Origin of the sequence: uncultured Cellulomonas sp. (assembly GCF_963527515.1) — a bacterium.
Lineage (GTDB): Bacteria > Actinomycetota > Actinomycetes > Actinomycetales > Cellulomonadaceae > Cellulomonas.
This window is the reverse complement of record NZ_CAURTV010000075.1, coordinates 1-17,027: the sequence shown is the minus strand read 5'-3', so window position 1 is coordinate 17,027 and position 17,027 is coordinate 1. Positions and strand designations below refer to the sequence as shown.

Annotated in this window: 15 protein-coding genes, 1 tRNA gene and 1 pseudogene; 15 read left to right on the top strand and 2 right to left on the bottom strand. The window is 70.8% G+C overall.

The window, feature by feature from the left end; all coding sequences use genetic code 11:
* The 9 genes and pseudogenes from RYN42_RS14945 to RYN42_RS14905 all read left to right on the top strand — a co-directional run.
* A pseudogene (locus RYN42_RS14945) lies at positions 1-252 on the top strand (hypothetical protein); the annotation flags it as partial.
* The gene (locus tag RYN42_RS14940; protein WP_315097420.1) at positions 249-1,154 is read left to right on the top strand and encodes a phosphate ABC transporter ATP-binding protein; all 906 of its coding nucleotides are present in this window, start codon (positions 249-251) and stop codon (positions 1,152-1,154) included. The pseudogene RYN42_RS14945 and the gene RYN42_RS14940, both read left to right, overlap by 4 nt.
* Before the next feature lie 78 nt (positions 1,155-1,232).
* The gene (locus RYN42_RS14935; RefSeq protein ID WP_315097418.1) at positions 1,233-1,769 is read left to right on the top strand and encodes a hypothetical protein; all 537 of its coding nucleotides are present in this window, start codon (positions 1,233-1,235) and stop codon (positions 1,767-1,769) included.
* A 262-nt stretch (positions 1,770-2,031) separates the two neighbouring features.
* Positions 2,032-3,126, top strand: coding sequence for a tyrosine-type recombinase/integrase (locus tag RYN42_RS14930; RefSeq protein ID WP_315097416.1), 1,095 nt, complete (start codon positions 2,032-2,034; stop codon positions 3,124-3,126).
* Positions 3,127-3,306: 180 nt separating this feature from the next.
* On the top strand, positions 3,307-4,725 hold the full coding sequence (locus RYN42_RS14925; protein ID WP_315097414.1) for a P-loop ATPase, Sll1717 family: 1,419 nt from the start codon (positions 3,307-3,309) through the stop codon (positions 4,723-4,725).
* 360 nt (positions 4,726-5,085) lie between these two features.
* A complete protein-coding gene (locus tag RYN42_RS14920) occupies positions 5,086-5,550 on the top strand; it encodes a hypothetical protein (protein WP_315097412.1) in 465 nt (154 codons plus the stop codon).
* Positions 5,551-5,850: 300 nt separating this feature from the next.
* A complete protein-coding gene (gene mobF, locus RYN42_RS14915) occupies positions 5,851-7,890 on the top strand; it encodes a MobF family relaxase (RefSeq protein ID WP_315097409.1) in 2,040 nt (679 codons plus the stop codon).
* Positions 7,872-8,645 (top strand): hypothetical protein, encoded by a 774-nt coding sequence (locus RYN42_RS14910; RefSeq protein WP_315097408.1) that lies wholly within the window; start codon positions 7,872-7,874, stop codon positions 8,643-8,645. Before mobF ends, RYN42_RS14910 begins: the two co-directional genes overlap by 19 nt.
* A complete protein-coding gene (locus RYN42_RS14905; protein WP_315097406.1) occupies positions 8,642-8,914 on the top strand; it encodes an excisionase family DNA-binding protein in 273 nt (90 codons plus the stop codon). The genes RYN42_RS14910 and RYN42_RS14905 overlap by 4 nt, the downstream gene beginning before the upstream one ends.
* Before the next feature lie 75 nt (positions 8,915-8,989).
* On the opposite strand, the gene RYN42_RS14900 is transcribed toward RYN42_RS14905, so the two are convergent.
* Positions 8,990-9,062: transfer RNA gene (locus RYN42_RS14900), tRNA-Arg, on the bottom strand.
* Between the two features lie 50 nt (positions 9,063-9,112).
* Complete coding sequence (locus RYN42_RS14895) at positions 9,113-9,763, bottom strand: FCD domain-containing protein (RefSeq protein WP_315097404.1); 651 nt, start codon at positions 9,761-9,763, stop codon at positions 9,113-9,115.
* Positions 9,764-9,901: 138 nt separating this feature from the next.
* Between RYN42_RS14895 and argS the strand changes: the two genes are divergently transcribed.
* The 6 genes from argS to RYN42_RS14865 form a co-directional block, all read left to right on the top strand.
* Positions 9,902-11,581, top strand: a complete 1,680-nt coding sequence (argS, locus tag RYN42_RS14890; RefSeq protein ID WP_315097402.1) for an arginine--tRNA ligase — start codon at positions 9,902-9,904, stop codon at positions 11,579-11,581.
* On the top strand, positions 11,578-12,933 hold the full coding sequence (gene lysA / locus RYN42_RS14885) for a diaminopimelate decarboxylase (RefSeq protein ID WP_315097400.1): 1,356 nt from the start codon (positions 11,578-11,580) through the stop codon (positions 12,931-12,933). The genes argS and lysA overlap by 4 nt, the downstream gene beginning before the upstream one ends.
* A 160-nt stretch (positions 12,934-13,093) precedes the next feature.
* On the top strand, positions 13,094-14,416 hold the full coding sequence (locus RYN42_RS14880; RefSeq protein WP_315097399.1) for a homoserine dehydrogenase: 1,323 nt from the start codon (positions 13,094-13,096) through the stop codon (positions 14,414-14,416).
* On the top strand, positions 14,416-15,507 hold the full coding sequence (gene thrC, locus RYN42_RS14875) for a threonine synthase (RefSeq protein ID WP_315097397.1): 1,092 nt from the start codon (positions 14,416-14,418) through the stop codon (positions 15,505-15,507). Before RYN42_RS14880 ends, thrC begins: the two co-directional genes overlap by 1 nt.
* A gap of 9 nt (positions 15,508-15,516) precedes the next feature.
* Positions 15,517-16,467: a homoserine kinase gene (thrB, locus tag RYN42_RS14870; protein ID WP_315097395.1), complete on the top strand. Its 951-nt coding sequence runs from the start codon at positions 15,517-15,519 to the stop codon at positions 16,465-16,467.
* 289 nt (positions 16,468-16,756) lie between these two features.
* A partial coding sequence (locus tag RYN42_RS14865) for a Rho termination factor N-terminal domain-containing protein (protein WP_315097393.1) occupies positions 16,757-17,027 on the top strand: 271 nt, incomplete at its 3' end.

Below are 17,027 nucleotides of genomic sequence, written 5' to 3'. Positions count from 1 at the left end.
GTCCCGCGCCGCTCCGGCGTCCGGCCCGCCCCGTCCGAGGCGCCGCCGGCACCGGCCGGCCCCGCGGACACGGACGTGGAGCTCGTCGCGAGCACCGCGGAGGCGCCCGACCTGCTGTGGTCCGTGGGGCGGCGCACGTGGACCCCGGTGCAGTGGACCCTGCTCGGCCTCGGCGGGGTCGGGGCGCTCGTGGCGCTCGCGCTCGCCGCTCGCACCATCGCACGCGCCACCCGCGCAGGAGGAGTCTCATGAGCCACCACCAGTCCGACTCGACGGTCGTGCTCTCGCCCGTGCCCGCAGGCGTCGGACGTGCGTCGGCCGTCGGTCTGCTCACCCCCCCGGCGCCGCAGCAGCTGCCGCCGTCGCACGCCCCCAGCCACCTGGCGGAGCTGCGGGCGCAGTCGATCTCGGCGTGGTTCGGCAACCACCAGGTGCTCGACCGGGTCTCCCTGACCATGCCGGCGGGCATCGTCACCGCGCTGATCGGTCCCTCCGGCTGCGGCAAGTCCACGTTCCTGCGCATCCTCAACCGCATGCACGAGCTGGTCCCCTCGGCCGCGCTGGCGGGGGAGGTGCTGCTGGACGGCCAGGACATCTACGACCCGTCGCGGCGGCTGACCCAGGCGCGTCGGGACATCGGCATGGTGTTCCAGAAGCCGAACCCGTTCCCCGCGATGAGCATCAAGGAGAACGTCCTGGCCGGCCTCAAGCTCACGGGGGTGCGCGCGTCGAACGCGGACAAGGACCTGCTCGTCGAGGAGTCGCTGACCAAGGCGGGACTGTGGCGCGAGGTTCGTGACCGGCTCGGCGCCCCGGGTGGTGGCCTCTCGGGCGGGCAGCAGCAGCGCCTGTGCATCGCCCGGTCGCTCGCCGTCCGCCCCCGCGTCCTGCTGATGGACGAGCCGTGCTCGGCGCTGGACCCCACCTCGACGCGGGTGATCGAGGAGACGATGACCGAGCTCGCCCAGGAGGTGACGATCGTCATCGTCACGCACAACATGCAGCAGGCGGCGCGCGTCTCGCAGCAGTGCGCGTTCTTCCTCGCGTCGCAGGGGACGCCGGGGGTCATCATCGAGCACGGCGACACGCAGGCGATGTTCCAGTCCCCCCTGGACGAGCGCACGGCCGCGTACGTCGGTGGCCACTTCGGATGAGCGCCCCATCGGCCCAGGGCGACCGGGTGAGGACCTAGGACCTGCGATGACGCACGCGCACCGCGCGACCGTGGACCCATGACCGCCCTCCTCGTCTTCGAGTCCATGTACGGAAGCACCGCCGCGATCGCCGAAGCCGTCGCGGCCGGGCTGGCGGACCTGAGCATCCCCGTCACCGTCTGCGAGGTGGGCATCGCCGGGCTCCCGTCGCTGCAGTCCCCGCCGCACCTGCTCGTCGTGGGCGCCCCGACGCACCAGCGCGGCCTGTCGACGCCCCGCAGCCGCGAGTCGGCGCGCGCGGACGTCATCGCGACCGTGTCCCCGACCGACGGTGTGCGGGAGTGGCTGGAGCAGCTGAGCGGCCGGGTGTCCGGGCAGGCGACCGCCGTGTTCGACACCGCGCTCGCGGGCCGGCTCGCCGGGTCGGCCGCGCACACCATCGGCAAGCGGCTGACCCGCGCCGGCGCCGAGCTGGTCATGCCGCCCGAGTCGTTCACCGTCACCGGCCGCAGCAGCGGTCTGCTGCCCGACGAGCTGGAGCACGCCCGGTCGTGGGGCCGCAGCCTCGCCCTGTTCGCCGCCGCGGCTGCACCGTCGAGCACCCGCACGCGCTGACCGGGCAGGTGCTGGCGCGGTCAGCGGGGATCCGAGACGACGAGAGCCGCACCGCTGAGGTCAGCGGTACGGCTCCTGAGGATGGTGCCCGCGAAAGGACTCGAACCTTCGAAGTGGCCTATGAACTGAGGTGAACCGAGCGGACAGAATGGGCTTCTGACCTGTACCTTTGTGTACCTTTCGCGGGTGATAACGTGAACCCCGTTGAACCAGATTTCGCCGACTTCTGGCACGTATCTGGCACGCCGGGGAGGGTCAAAAGGTGTCTCGACGTGACTTCGGGTCGGTCCGGAAGCTGCCTAGCGGCCGCTACCAGGCCCGCTATCAGGTGCCCGGAGCCGGGCAGTCGATCACCGCGCCGGACACCTTCGGGACGAAGGCTCAAGCGACCGCGTGGCTCGCCAAGCAGCGCGTCCTCATCGGCGAGGGAAAGGTCAACCCGACCGCCGTCGTGACGACGTTTGGCGAGTTCGGCAGGCGTTGGCTCGAGCAACGCGACCTCAAGGAGTCGACCCGAACGCTGTACACCCGGCAGTTCGTCAAGGCGCTTGAGCCGACGTGGGGTGACGTCCGGTTGGTCGACATCAAGCCGGCGACCGTGAGCGAGTGGTACGGGACGCTTCTGCCCGATCGGCGCACCGAACGCGCTCACGTCTACGCGCTGTTCCGCACCATGCTGAATACCGCCTGGCGTCAGACGCTGATCGAGTCGAACCCGTGCCGCGTCGAGGGTGCCGGCTCAGTCGGCCGGCGTGCGAAGAACATCCGACCTGCCTCGCTGGCGGAGCTCGAGGCGCTGACCAAGGCGGTCAACGCCCAGTACCAGCCGATGATCCTTCTCGGGGCCCGGTGCGCGCTCCGCTTCGGGGAGGTCACGGAGCTTCGGCGCGGAGATCTCGATCTCGATGCCGGAGTGGTCCGTGTCCGCAGGGGAGTGACCTGGCTGACGGGCGTGCCCGTGGTGGACACCCCGAAGACCGATGCCGGTGCACGCGACGTGGCCATCCCTCCCCATCTACTGCCGTTGCTCGCGGACCACATGCGGGAACACGTACGAGAGCGGCCGGATGCGTTGCTCTTCCCGGATATGCGGAGCTCCAGCCTCCAACTTTCGCCGCACCGCTTTCGTGGACCGTTTGCGAAGGCCAAGCAGGACGCCGGGCGTCCGGACCTGTCCTTCCATGCGCTCCGGCACACCGGCGCGGTGCTCGCAGCGGCCTCGGGCGCCACCGTCGCCGAGCTCATGGCGAGGCTCGGCCACACGACGCCGGCCATGGCGATGCGCTACCAACATGCCGCCGCCGATCGCGATCGCGTAATCGCCGACGCACTCTCGCGCCTGGCGCGCGCAATCTGACACAGCAGGGCGGGTGAGCAGGTACGTCACGAAGGGACCGCCTGCAACTGGCCGAGCCCGAGGCCGGCCGGGCAACTGCCCGACGGTTGTGGAACGCCCGCTAGCCACCGTGCCAGGGCCCGGCGTGGGCCCGTGACGGCGCCAAGACCTGGGACGCTCGACAAGTGATAGACATGCGCCATGTCTCGTCCTGCAGCGGAACCGTTTGAACTGGCGAAGGTCGACTTCGGACGTTTCGACGCGGAGAGCGATCCGGACCTGCTCAAGTACTTCCTTGTCACCGGGACCGTCCGTGAAGTCACGACGGGGGCCAAGTTGGTCGTCGGGCGCAAGGGCTCCGGCAAGACCGCTCTATTCAGGCGCCTAGCCGCAACACTCGATGTCGAGGTGGTCGAACTAGACCTTCTTGACTACGTCTTCGAGTTGCATAAGGGCTTTACCGAAATTGGGCTTTCTCCTGAACGGGCCTACAGCGCCTCCTGGAAATTGCTGATCTACTCAGCCATGTTTGCCCAAATCCGCGAAAAGGTATCGCCAAAGGTTCGGCGTTCCGGTGACGACATTCTCCGAGAAATCGGAATTGGCGATGCGAGCGGGAAGTTCCGCGCAATGATCGGGTGGCTGAAGCGAGTTCGGCGGGTCGATCTTCCGTCGGTCGAGGGGATCGCCAGTCTCGGGGGACTTGAAATCGCAGAGGGGGAGGCATCACAGCTGAGCGCGAAGACCGCTCAAGCTATCGATGCCCTAGAAAAGCTGGTCCGCGAGGCGGCTAACGAAGTGCCAGTGATTGTCCTTATCGACAGGTTGGACGACGCCTGGGATGGCAGCGATGCCAGCCTGAGCCTGATCACCGGGGCCGTTCGGGCAACGCGAGATATCGCTAACGTGCTTGAGAGTTCCCGTCCTGCGCCAGTGATCACGTTTCTACGCACGGACCTTTGGGAACGCTTGTCATTCAACGACAAGAATAAAATGAGTCAAGATATCGTCTATCTGAACTGGGAAGCCAGCGAACTTCTTGACGTGATCGATCTGCGGGTCAGCACGAGTGCTGGTCTGCCCCGGGGAACGGGTTGGGACTACGCGTTCACTGGAGACGAAATGCGGCAAAGGGCTAGTGCGAAGACTTACATGACGAAGCGAGCGCAGGGACGACCGCGAGACATCGTCGCCTTTGCCGGATTCTCGCACAAGGCTGCGATCGCGGCGGGGCACAACCAGATCGAGAAGGAAGATATCTACGAAGCAGAGCGCCGCTACAGCAAGCACCTCCTGGAGGAGCTGCGAGATGAGATCGAGCGCCACGTCCGCGACTTCACACTAGTTATCAACACCCTCAAGGCGCTGCCGAGCCGAACGTTCACCACATCCGACTGGTCGCAAGCGGCTGAGGCGAACGGCCTTTCCGACAGCGACGCGGCGAAAGCTCTGGACCAACTGTTCGAAGCGTCCGCGGTGGGCGTCCATAGCGCGGGCGGTGCCAAAGGCGGATCCGGGACGACGTTCAGGTACCAAGACCGGCACCTGCGCGCGACAGAGACCGAGTCGCTTCAGGTGCACCTCGGGCTCGTCCGCGAGTTGGGCTTGAAAGACAAGTAGATGACGGGGGATCCGGGCGCGCGCGACGGATCACGGACGCGATCGCTGGATGTCTTTCCACGAAGAGCCGACTACGCGTGATCCGACTCGTGCACGATCGAGTTGCAGCCCGGCCGTGATCACGCGGGATGTTGGTTCGGCGGCGTGCCGTGTGACGGTCGCCCTTTGCACGCGGAGATCGCGGCTGGGCGAGGCTGACAAAGCCGTGACTGGCACGCAGTGCAAGAGGAGTCGAGCCTCGTGGTCCGTACTACTGGACGAAGTCCTGTCGATGGCGGTCGTTCGCGCCGTGGATGGAGACACTTGAGCAGGTCCACCGTGGGGTCGGTGTCGACGCCTCAGGTCTGAAACGATGTTCCGATGCCAGGCCATCGCGACACGCCGCTCGCCGAGTGGTTCACATCCGAGCTCGCGATCTTGGAGGGTCGGCTCCGCGAGGACCTGCAAGGGCACGCCACCGTCCAGCGACAGGTCCTCGAAGGCGGCCGCATCTCGGCGGTCGACGTCGCGCCCAACAACCAGGACAGCCTCCACGTGAGCTGGATCGAGATGCTGGACGAAGTGATCCTCGAAGTTGGCAGCGCCGGGCGTTGGGAACTTGCCGAGACCCAGGATGCTCTCACTCTGATTGAGAAGATCATCGCCGCGGTCGTTGCCGGCAGGGTCACCGAGACGACGTCCCCAGGGCGCTCCTTCGTTGAGGTCATGCTCGATGACGGCGCCACCGAGAGTTCAACTCGCGCCACCGCCCGCTCAGGTTCGACGATGCGGCTACCTGGCGCCCAGAAATCCGAATCCACGATTCGGTACCAGCCGTACCACTGACCCGAGGGCCGCACTTAATGGGCCGAGTTGGCGACGGCATCGAGGCAGATCGGCAGGGAGGCCTGGTTTGCCTCTCCCGAGCCCGCAGCCGGTTGTGCGGAAGTCGAAGGAATGGGCGCGCAGCACACCTCAGCGCCGTTGCGACCTGGTCTAGAAGTCGGCTCGTGAACCGTCGAGAGCCCTGAGTCTTCTGAGTTCGTAGGAGCGCAGGGTCGCGTGTTGCGCAGATTCTGGCGCACCTACTTGTGGGAGCACACGCCGCTCGGGCCGCTCCTTGGGGGTGGTGTCGCGGTGATGTCGATGCACAAGCTCACAGTGGGCGACGGCTACACGTACCTGACCAGACACGTTGCCGCCGGCGACGCCGGACTGTCCGGCACTGACTCACTCACCGCGTACTACGAGCAGACCGGCAACCCCGCCGGCCGCTGGCTGGGACGTGGCCTTGGCGCGCTCGGCGCCAATGGCCAGCCGGTCGGAGGCCGCGTGACCGAGGCTGCGATGGCCCAGGTGTTCCGTGATGGCTGCGATCCGATCAGTCGACTTCCTCTGGGCAAGGCGTACCGGCGGATCAGCCCTGGCGAGGGCCGGCACGCGGTGGCTGGCTACGACCTGACTTTCACAGCGCCCAAGTCGGTCTCCGTCGTGTGGGGTTTGGGAGACGAGGCGACGCGGGGCGAGCTGTACGAGGCGCACCGAGCTGCACTGTCATCGGCGCTGCAGTTTGTGGAGCACTCGGTGCTCCGGACCCGGGTCGGTGCGGCCGGGTGCCGACAGGTCAAGACGCGCGGGATGGTAGCGGCCGCGTTCGATCACTGGGACTCACGGGCTGGTGATCCGAACCTGCATACGCACGTAGTGATCGCGAACAAGGTCCAGGGCCCCGACGGACCCTGGCGGTCCGTGGACGGCCGGACCATGCATGCCGCCACAGTGACCGTCTCGCAGCTGTACGACGTGCTGCTCGCAGACGAGGTCAGCCGACGACTCGGCGCGACCTGGTCGTCACGGGACCGAGGGGAGCGCCGCAACCCGGCCTTCGAGCTCGACGGGGTGGCGGAGGAGCTGCTAACTGAGTTCTCGACCCGCGCCGAGCAGATCGGCTGCGCGGAGCAACGTTGGACCGAGGACTTCACGGAGCGGCGTGGACGAGCACCCTCGCGTGTCGAGACGACCCGGGCTCGTCAACACCTAACCCGCCAGACCCGACCGTCGAAGGTCGTTCGCGCGCTGCGAGATCTGCTGGCTGACTGGGCCAACCGGGCACGGGCCTTGACGGGTGTCGGCCCGGTCGACCTGGCCGCCCGGGCCCTCACCGGCAGCTACGGCAGGCCACTGCGAGCGACCGATGTCGGGCCGGAGGTGCGGGCGGCGATCGTCGCCCAGGTGATCAACGACGTCTCGACCCGCCGCTCGGTGTGGTCGACGTGGAACCTCGGCGCCGCCGCCCTGCGTTCCTCGATGACGTTGCGGATGGCCTCGCCGGAGGACCGACTCGCGTTGACGCGCGATCTCGTGACCCTCGCCGGGAGCGCGTGCTTACGCATCGACAGCCCCGAGTCGGGACGGCATCGGGTCTGGGAAGAGACGTTCACGTCGCTCGAGCTGCTCGAGGCCGAGCGCACTCTGCTGGACGCCGCCGAGACGGACGTCGCTCTCGGGATTCATCCCCTCGCCGAGCGCATCGCGGACCGACACATGGCCACCCTCGCCGACGATCAGCACGCCGCCGCCAAGGCTGTGCTTCTCTCGACCCGCGTCCTGGACGTCCTGGTGGGACCGGCAGGGTCCGGCAAGACCACGACCCTGTCCGCGCTCGCCGGCGCGTGGCGGCATGTCCGCGGCAATGTCGTCGGGCTCGCTCCCTCAGCGAGCGCGGCCGCAACCCTGTCCGGTGCGCTCGGTGCGCGGTGCGAGACGGCCGCGAAGTGGATCTACGAGTCGGTCGGCGACGGCGCCGCGCAGCGCGCGCTGCGCTACCGGGACGAGACGGACGTCCTGACCGACCCGGCGGCAAGCTACTGGGTCCGCAACGCCGCCAACCAGCAGCGAGGGGCTCTGGCCATGGCTCAGGATCAGTGGCGGTTCGCCCGCGGCGATCTGGTCATCGTCGACGAAGCGTCCATGGCCGACACCCGCACACTGGCCGCCCTCGTCGAGCAGGCCGCCGCGGCCGACGCGAAGCAGCCGAGCTGCGCACCCTGTGGCGGTTCAGCCATCCGTGGGAGGCCCGCGCCACCCTCGACCTCCGTCACGGCCAGCCGGCCGCCCTGGACGCCTACGTCCTGCACGGCCGGGTCAGCCACGGCACGCACGACGACATGCTCGACGCCGCCCTGAGCGTGGCCACCGAAGCCGATGCGGAGGGCCGGGTCGTCCTGCTGGCAGCCGCGGATCGGCGCACCGTCAACGAGCTCAACGCGCGCACCCGTGCCGAGCGGGTCCGCACCGGCCAGGTGCGACCCGCCGGCGTGACGTTGAGCGACGGACTGACCGGCGGTATTGGGGATCGCATCATGACCCGCCGCAACAACCGTCGGCTGCGGACCAGCGACGGGTTCGTGCGCAACGGCGACCTTTGGACGATCACGAACGTCCTGCCCGACGGTGGCCTCCGGGTCCAGCCCATCAACCAACCCGACGGCGCAGCGCTCCGACTTCCCGGCCAGTACGTGGCCGAGGCTGTCGAGCTCGGCTACGCAACCACGACCGCACGCAGCCAGGGCATGACCGTCGACGAGACCCACACGGTCGTCACCGCCGACATGGGCCGCGAAGACCTCTACGTCGCCGTCAGCCGCGGCCGGCACCTCAACCGCCTCTATGTCGCTACCGACCGCCCGGACCCCGACTGTCTGCCCTCGGGCGACACCGTGACTGCCCGGGAAGTCCTCGACCGGGTCCTGGCCACTGCCCACGCCGAGACCTCGGCCACCGAAACCTGGGCAACACACCACCCGGATGCACCGCAGCCACCGGTTCCGGCGACTCGCCGACAACCCGCCATCCCGCCGCTGCGCCCACAGATGGCGCCGCGCCCCTGGACGCCCCCGCTAAGCCCGATCACACAAGGGCCGGTGCTGGAGCGGTGGTGACGCTCAAGATGCCCGACCGACCGCGCCGACCGGCGCTCGATGGAGGAGGAACCATGACCGCACCAACAAGAGAAGATCCGCGACCGGAGTTCGTCTCCGTCGCCGAGATCGCTGCAGAACTGCAGGTCACCGACCGATTCGTGCGCAAGCTCATCGCTGACGGCGAACTGCAGGCGGTCAGGGTCGGCCGCCGGCTCGTCAGGGTCCGCCGCGGCGACCTCGAGGCGATCCTGCGGCTAGTTGCCGGCCCTCGGGCCTGGACCCGGTAGCGGCCGACCGTGCCAGTTCTTCTGGCACGTATCTGGCACGAGGCCCCGTCTAGCGCTCTGACCTGCAGTTATGTGTGCCCGCGAAAGGACTCGAACCTTCGACCTTCTGCTCCGGAGGCAGACGCTCTATCCACTGAGCTACGCGGGCCGGGCACCGACCCGGGGGTCGATGCGGTGCACGACACTACCAGCCGCAGCTCACTCGCCCAGCAGCGCGGACAGGTAGCGGGCGGTCTCGTCGGCGGCCTTGGTGTGGTCGCCCGCCACGACCGCCTCGACCAGGGCGTCGTGGGCGTCGTGCCCGTGCGCGTCGGTGACGAAGTTGAACCGGATGTTCTCCCCGATCGCGTCGAGCAGGTTCTCGTAGAGGGTGACCAGCACCGGGTTGGCGGCGGCACGCACGATCGCTCGGTGCAGGTCGAGGTCGGTGGCGACCATCGCCTCCAGGTCGGCCGCGTGGTAGGCGGCTGCGCGCTCGTCGCGACGCTGGAGCAGCGCCGCGGCGTCGCTCGCGGTGCGCCGGCGGGCGGCCAGCCGGGCGGCCTCGACCTCGAGCGCGCGACGGACCTCGACGACGTCGCGCTGGCGGGCGTCGGCGATCTGCCGGCCCATGGTGACCGCTAGCTCCGAGCGGGACAGGACGTAGGTGCCCGACCCCTGGCGACGCTCGAGCAGGCCGGCGTGGACCAGCGACTGCACGGCTTCGCGCACGGTGTTGCGCCCGACGCCCAGCAGGTCCACCAGGGCGGGCTCCGGCGGGATCCGGGTGCCCACCGGCCACTGCTGCGACTCGATGCGTCCGCGCAGCTCGCCCACGGCCGTGTCGATCAGTCCGGTGCGTCGCACCATCCGGTTACGCTCCGCTCCGAGGCATGCGGTGCAGTCAACACCGGCACCCGGACGCACGCCAGAGGCTGGGCGGATGATCTCTGGTGCCCCCGCGGGCGCACTGCCGGGGCGCTCCCCGCGGCTCGGTACCCTTCTCCGGTGACCCCCGCTCAGCTCTCCGAAGCCCTTCGGGCCGCCCTCGTGCACGCCGTCGACGACGGCACGTTCGCCCTCGACCCCGCCGCGATCCCCGCGACCGTGCACCTCGAGCGACCCCGGCAGCGCGACCACGGGGACTGGGCCACCAACGTGGCGATGCAGCTGGCCAAGAAGGCCGGCACCAACCCGCGCGCGTTCGCCGAGGAGCTGGCTCGCCGTCTCGCGCAGACCGAGGGTGTCGCGACGGTCGAGGTCGCCGGTCCGGGCTTCCTCAACATCCGCCTCGACGCGGCGGCCGCCGGTGAGCTGGCCCGCTCCGTGGTGGAGCAGGGCGCCGAGTACGGCCAGAACGACGCGCTCGCGGGCGTCTCGGTCAACCTCGAGTTCGTCTCCGCCAACCCGACGGGTCCGCTGCACATCGGCGGCGTGCGCTGGGCGGCCGTCGGCGACAGCCTGGCCCGGGTGCTGCAGGCGTCGGGCGCTCAGGTGACGCGCGAGTACTACTTCAACGACCACGGTGCGCAGATCGACCGCTTCTCGCGCTCGGTGCTGGCGCGCGCCCTGGGGCAGCCGGCGCCCGAGGACGGCTACGGCGGCGACTACATCTCCGAGATCGCGGAGCAGGTGGTGGCCGACGCCCTCGCCGCGGGCGAGCCCGACCCGCGCACCCTGCCCGCCGACGACGCCAACGAGGCCTTCCGGGCGCGCGGCGTCGAGCTGATGTTCGCGGAGATCCGCAAGTCGCTCGAGGACTTCGGCGTGGAGTTCGACGTCTACTTCCACGAGGACTCCCTGCACGAGTCGGGAGCGGTCGACCACGCGATCGCCCGGCTGCGCGAGCTCGGCCACGTCTTCGAGGCCGACGGTGCCACCTGGCTGCGCACCACCACGTTCGGCGACGACCGCGACCGCGTGATCATCCGGTCCAACGGAGAGGCCGCGTACATCGCGGGCGACATCGCGTACTACCTGGACAAGCGGGAGCGCGGGTTCGACCGCGTCGTCATCATGCTCGGCGCCGACCACCACGGGTACATCGGCCGCATGATGGCGATCTGCGCGGCCTTCGGTGACACCCCGGGGGTCAACCTGGAGATCCTCATCGGCCAGCTGGTCAACCTGGTCAAGGACGGTGCCCCGGTCCGGATGAGCAAGCGCGCCGGCACGGTGGTCACCATCGACGACCTCGTCGAGGCCGTCGGCGTGGACGCCGCGCGGTACGCCCTGGCGCGCTCGTCGGCGGACTCGATGATCGACCTGGACCTGGACCTGCTCTCGAGCGCCAAGAACGAGAACCCGGTGTTCTACGTCCAGTACGCGCACGCCCGGACGGTCAACGTGGCCCGGAACGCGGCGGAGGCCGGAGTCCGTCGCGAGGACGGGTTCGACGCGTCCCTGCTCGACCACGAGACCGAGTCGGTGCTGCTGGGCCGCATCGCCGAGCTGCCGCGCGTCGTGGCCCAGGCCGCGGAGCTGCGCGAGCCGCACCGCGTCGCGCGCTACCTGGAGGAGCTGGCCGGCAGCTACCACAAGTGGTACGACCAGCGCCGGGTGGCCCCGTTCGGGGACGAGGAGGTCGCCGACGTGCACCGCACCCGCCTGTGGCTCAACGACGCCACCCGTCAGGTGCTGGCCAACGGGCTGGGGATGCTGGGCGTCTCCGCGCCGGAGCGGATGTGACCACCTTCATCCCCGGTGAGCCCTGGTCCACCGGGGTCGCGCGTGCGGCCGACGGCGCGGTGACGGTGGCCGGCGTGAGCGTCCGCACGCTCGCCGCGCAGCACGGCACCCCGGCCTACGTGCTCGACGAGGCGGATGTGCGTGCCCGTGCCCGTGGCTACCGCCGGGCGTTCGAGACCGCGTTCGCGGAGATCGGCGCCGGCATCGACGTGTACTACGCGGGCAAGGCGTTCCTGTCCGTCGCCGTCGCGCGGTGGGTGCACGAGGAGGGTCTGCGCGTCGACACCTCGACCGGGGGTGAGCTCGCCGTCGCGCTGCGCGCGGGGATCCCCGGCGCCGACATCGGCCTGCACGGCAACAACAAGTCGGACGCGGAGATCGCCCGCGCGCTCGATGCGGGCGTCGGCCGGATCATCGTCGACTCCCTCGTGGAGATCGAGCGGGTCGCCGACGCGGCCTCCGTCGCGCATCCTGCCCCGGTGATGGTCCGGGTGACCACCGGCGTGCACGCGGGCGGCCACGAGTACATCTCCACGGCCCACGAGGACCAGAAGTTCGGCCTGTCGATCGCGTCGGCCGACGGGGACAGCCCCGCGATGCAGGCCCTCCTGGCGGTGCTGGCCCGCCCGGAGCTGCGGCTGCTCGGCATCCACTCGCACATCGGCTCGCAGATCCTGGACCCGTCCGGGTTCGAGGTCGCCGCCCGCGCGGTGCTCACGCTGCGCGCGCAGCTCGAGCAGCGCACGGGCGTGCTGGTCGAGGAGGTCGACCTCGGAGGTGGGTACGGCATCGCCTACCTGCCCGGCGAGGTCGCCCTCGACCCGGACCGGATCGCCAAGGACGTCGCCGCGTCGGTGCACGCGAGCGCCACGGACCTGGGCACCCCGCTGCCGCGCTTCTCCATCGAGCCCGGCCGCGCGATCGTCGGTCCCGCCGGCCTCACCCTCTACACGGTGGGCACGGTCAAGCCGGTCCGGCTCGACGACGGGCGCGTGCGCACCTACGTCTCGGTCGACGGCGGGATGAGCGACAACATCCGGCCCGCGCTGTACGGGGCGCGGTACCACGCGGAGGTCGTCGGCCGGCACGCGAGCACCGGCACCGTGCTGGCGCGGGTGGTCGGCAAGCACTGCGAGAGCGGCGACATCGTCGTGCACGAGGTGCAGCTGCCCGCCGACGTCCGCGCGGGGGACCTGCTCGCGGTCGCGGCCACGGGGGCGTACGGCCGCTCGATGGCCTCCAACTACAACCACGTGCCGCGCCCGCCGGTGGTCGCGGTGGTCGACGGCGCCACCCGCGTGCTCGTCCGCCGGGAGACGGAGGACGACCTCCTGGCGCTCGACCTCGGCTGACCGCACAGTCCGAAGCGTTCGTGCTGCCCCGTAGGACGAATGCTTCGGGCTGACCGTCGCAGCAGGACGCCGGCCCACCGGCCGGACCGCGCGTCCAGGCTGCCGGGGCGCACCCCTATCCTGGGGGCGCTCTCGACCGATCCGACCAGGAGGCCGACCCGTGCCCTCGCCCGAGCCCGCCCGTCCGCCCCTGCGCGTCGCCGTCCTCGGCTGCGGCGTCGTCGGCACGGAGGTCGTGCGGCTCCTGACGACGCAGGCGTCGGACCTGGCCTCCCGCGTGGGTGCCCCGCTGCAGCTGGTCGGCGTCGCGGTGCGGGACGTCGAGGTCGAGCGCGACCCGGTGGTCGACCGCGCCCTGCTGACCGCCGACGCCGAGTCGCTCGTCGCGCGCGCCGACGTCGTGGTCGAGGTGATGGGCGGCATCGAGCCGGCCCGGACCCTGCTGCTGGCGGCCATCGCCGGGGGCGCGTCCGTGGTCACCGCCAACAAGACCCTGCTCGCGCAGGACGGTCCCACGCTCTACGCGGCGGCCGACGAGGCCGGTGTGGACCTCTACTTCGAGGCCGCCGTCGCGGGTGCCATCCCGATCGTCCGCCCGGTGCGCGAGTCGCTGGCCGGTGACCGCGTGACGCGGGTGCTCGGAATCGTCAACGGCACCACCAACTACGTGCTCGACAAGATGGCCTCGGAGGGCCTCGACCTGGACCAGGCGGTCAAGGAGGCCCAGGCGCTCGGCTACGCCGAGGCGGACCCCACGGCCGACGTCGAGGGCTACGACGCCGCCGCGAAGGCCGCGATCCTCGCCTCGCTCGCGTTCCACACCCGCGTCTCCATCGACGACGTCTCCCGCGAGGGCATCACGTCCCTGACCGCCGACGACGTCCTGTGGGCGCAGCGCACCGGCTATGTGCTCAAGCTCCTGGCGATCGCCGAGCGCGGCACGGCCGACGGGGTCGAGGGCGTCCAGGTCCGGGTGCACCCTGCGCTCGTCCCCGAGGGGCACCCGCTGGCCGGGGTCCGCGGCGCCTACAACGCGGTCTTCGTCGAGGCGGAAGCCGCCGGAGAGCTCATGTTCTACGGCCGCGGCGCCGGCGGGGAGCCCACCGCGTCCGCCGTGCTCGGCGACGTCGTCTCCGTGGCGCGCCACCGCGTGCTCGGCGGCAAGGGGCCCATCGAGTCCCGCTACGCCGAGCTGCCCGTCCTGCCCGCCGCAGCCGCGCGCACCCGCTACCAGGTGCGCCTCGAGGTGGCCGACCGCCCGGGCGTGCTCGCGCAGGTGGCCACCGTCCTGGCGTCGCACGACGTCTCGATCGAGGCCGTGCGCCAGTCACCGGCCTCCGAGACGCCCGAGGCCGACTTCGCGCGCCTGGTGATCACCACGCACGTCGCCCCCGAGCACGCGCTGCGCAGCACTGTCGAGGCCATCGCCGGCCTCGACGTCGTGCGTCGTGTCGTGTCCGTCCTGCGAGTCGAGGGAGCCTGATGGCCCACCAGTGGCGCGGCGTCATCGCCGAGTACGCCGACCGTCTGCCCGCCCACGTCCAGGAGCGCATCATCACGCTCGGGGAGGGCGGCACCCCGCTCGTCCCGTCGCCGACGCTCTCGCAGCGCACGGGTGCCGAGGTCTACCTCAAGGTCGAGGGCATGAACCCGACCGGCTCGTTCAAGGACCGCGGCATGACGACGGCCATGTCCGCCGCGGCCGGTCGTGGGGCCAAGGCCGTGGTGTGCGCGTCGACCGGCAACACCTCCGCGTCGGCGGCGGCCTACGCCACACGTGCGGGCATGGTCTGCGCGGTGCTGGTGCCGGACGGCAAGATCGCCATGGGCAAGCTCAGCCAGGCGATCGCCCACGGCGCCACGCTCCTGCAGGTCGACGGCAACTTCGACGACTGCCTGATCGCCGCCCGCAAGCTGGCCGAGGCGTACCCGGTCGAGCTGGTCAACTCGGTCAACCCCGACCGCATCGAGGGCCAGAAGACGGGCGCCTTCGAGATCGTCGACGCCCTGGGCGACGCCCCGGACATCCACGTGCTGCCCGTCGGCAACGCAGGCAACATCACCGCCTACTGGAAGGGCTTCCGCGAGTACGCGGGGCTCGACGCCGGCGCCGCGCACGCACCGGTCGCCACGCACACCCCGATCATGTGGGGGTTCCAGGCGGCGGGCGCGGCCCCGATCGTCCTCGGCCACCCCGTCGACCACCCGGAGACCGTCGCGACGGCCATCCGCATCGGCAACCCTGCGTCCTGGGTGCAGGCCGAGGAGGCCCGGGACGTCTCCGGCGGGCTCATCGAGTCCGTCACCGACGAGCAGATCCTCGCCGCGCATCGCGTCCTGTCCGCCGAGGTCGGCATCTTCGTGGAGCCCGCGTCGGCCTCCGGGGTGGCCGGTCTGCTCATGCTCAGCGAGCAGGGTCGTGTGCCGGCCGGCGCGCGCATCGTGATCACGGTGACCGGGCACGGTCTCAAGGACCCGCAGTGGGCGCTGCGCACCGCGGACGGCAGCGAGGTCGTGCCGGTGCGGATCTCGTCGGACGTCGTGTCCATCGCCACCGCTCTCGGCCTGGACTGAGGCCCCGCGATGCGCCTGGGTGCGGACCACGTCCGCGTCCGCGTCCCGGCCACCAGCGCCAACCTCGGCCCCGGCTTCGACGCGTTCGGGCTGGCGCTCGGTCTGTACGACGAGCTCGAGGTGCGGGCGCTCGGCTCGCCGGGCGTGCAGGTCGACGTCACGGGGGAGGGGGCCGGTCAGGTCCCCGACGACGAGGGTCACCTGGTGGTCAGCTCGCTGCGCGCCGCGCTCGACCTGGTCGGCGCCTCGCAGACCGGGCTGCACCTGGTGTGCCACAACCGCATCCCGCACGGACGCGGCCTCGGCTCGTCGGCCGCGGCGGTCGTCGCCGGCATCGTCGCCGCCCGTGGCCTGATCGCCGAGCCCGAGGCCCTGTCCGACGACGTCGTGATCGACCTCGCCGCGCAGATCGAGGGCCACCCCGACAACGCGGCGCCCGCGGTGCTCGGCGGGGCCACCCTCGCCTGGCGCGACGACCGGTTCCGAGCCACCGACCTACGGGTCCACGACGAGGTCGCCGTGCTCGCGGTCGTGCCGCCGCACCACCTGTCCACCAAGGCCGCCCGCGGCGTCCTGCCCGCGACCGTCCCGCACGCCGACGCCGCGTTCCAGGCGGCCCGGTCGGCGCTGCTCGTCGAGGCGCTCGGACGGCGTCCGGAGCTGCTGCTCGCCGCCACGCAGGACCGCCTGCACCAGGAGTACCGGCGCGCGGTGATGCCGGGCTCGCTCGCGCTGGTCGACGTGCTGCGGGGCCGCGGGGTCGCGGCTGTCGTCTCCGGGGCGGGCCCGACCGTGCTGGTGCTGGCCCGGCGCACGAGCAGCACGGGTGGCACCGAGAGCGGCGCGGGGACCGACGCGGACGACGCCGTGCGTGCCGCGTTCGGCGGGGCCATGGGCGGCTGGCAGATCCTGCCGCTGCCGGTGGACCGCACCGGCGCCACGGTCCAGCGGATGCCCTGAGCGCTCCAGGGAGGGTGAAGTACACGGAGGTCGTTCACCTGGTCGGGTGACCGGGTCCGCGGTGATAGCATCGAGTCGTTCCCCGGATCTCGTCCTCTGGTAGCTCGTGTCGTACGTGACCGGCGCCGCAGAATGAGTAGACGACCCGGGAGCGATCCAGCCCACCGTGCGCAGACGTCGTCGTACGCAGCGCGTGTGTGGCTCCAGCACCGTCTCGGTCACCTCGACCGGACGTCGGCCGATCCCCGAACCATCGGGTCCCGGCCACCGACGAGGGGAAGGGTCCTTCGTGACAGACACCATCGAGCCCGCCGTGAGCACCTCCGGCGGGTCCGCCCGCAGCGCCGGCATCTCGGCGCTCCGCCTGCCCGAGCTGCAGGCGATGGCGTCCCAGCTGGGCGTCAAGGGCACCTCCAAGATGCGCAAGGGCGACCTCGTCCAGGCCATCTCGGACGCGCGCAGCGGCTCCCGGCCGCAGGCCCTCGAGCCGCGCCGCGACCAGAGCGTCGCGGCGACCGAGGCGCCGACGCGCACCACCCGGGCGCCGCGCACGCAGGCCC

Excerpts from the sequence above, each read along its gene's own strand:
- thrC (WP_315097397.1), top strand. The coding sequence starts at position 14,416 with ATGGCCCACCAGTGGCGCGGCGTCATCGCCGAGTACGCCGACCGTCTG.
- mobF (WP_315097409.1), top strand. The coding sequence starts at position 5,851 with ATGCACAAGCTCACAGTGGGCGACGGCTACACGTACCTGACCAGACAC.
- RYN42_RS14920 (WP_315097412.1), top strand. The coding sequence starts at position 5,086 with ATGCCAGGCCATCGCGACACGCCGCTCGCCGAGTGGTTCACATCCGAG.
- thrB (WP_315097395.1), top strand. The coding sequence starts at position 15,517 with ATGCGCCTGGGTGCGGACCACGTCCGCGTCCGCGTCCCGGCCACCAGC.
- RYN42_RS14935 (WP_315097418.1), top strand. The coding sequence starts at position 1,233 with ATGACCGCCCTCCTCGTCTTCGAGTCCATGTACGGAAGCACCGCCGCG.
- RYN42_RS14910 (WP_315097408.1), top strand. The coding sequence starts at position 7,872 with ATGCTCGACGCCGCCCTGAGCGTGGCCACCGAAGCCGATGCGGAGGGC.
- RYN42_RS14895 (WP_315097404.1), bottom strand. The coding sequence starts at position 9,763 with ATGGTGCGACGCACCGGACTGATCGACACGGCCGTGGGCGAGCTGCGC.
- RYN42_RS14925 (WP_315097414.1), top strand. The coding sequence starts at position 3,307 with ATGTCTCGTCCTGCAGCGGAACCGTTTGAACTGGCGAAGGTCGACTTC.
- RYN42_RS14940 (WP_315097420.1), top strand. The coding sequence starts at position 249 with ATGAGCCACCACCAGTCCGACTCGACGGTCGTGCTCTCGCCCGTGCCC.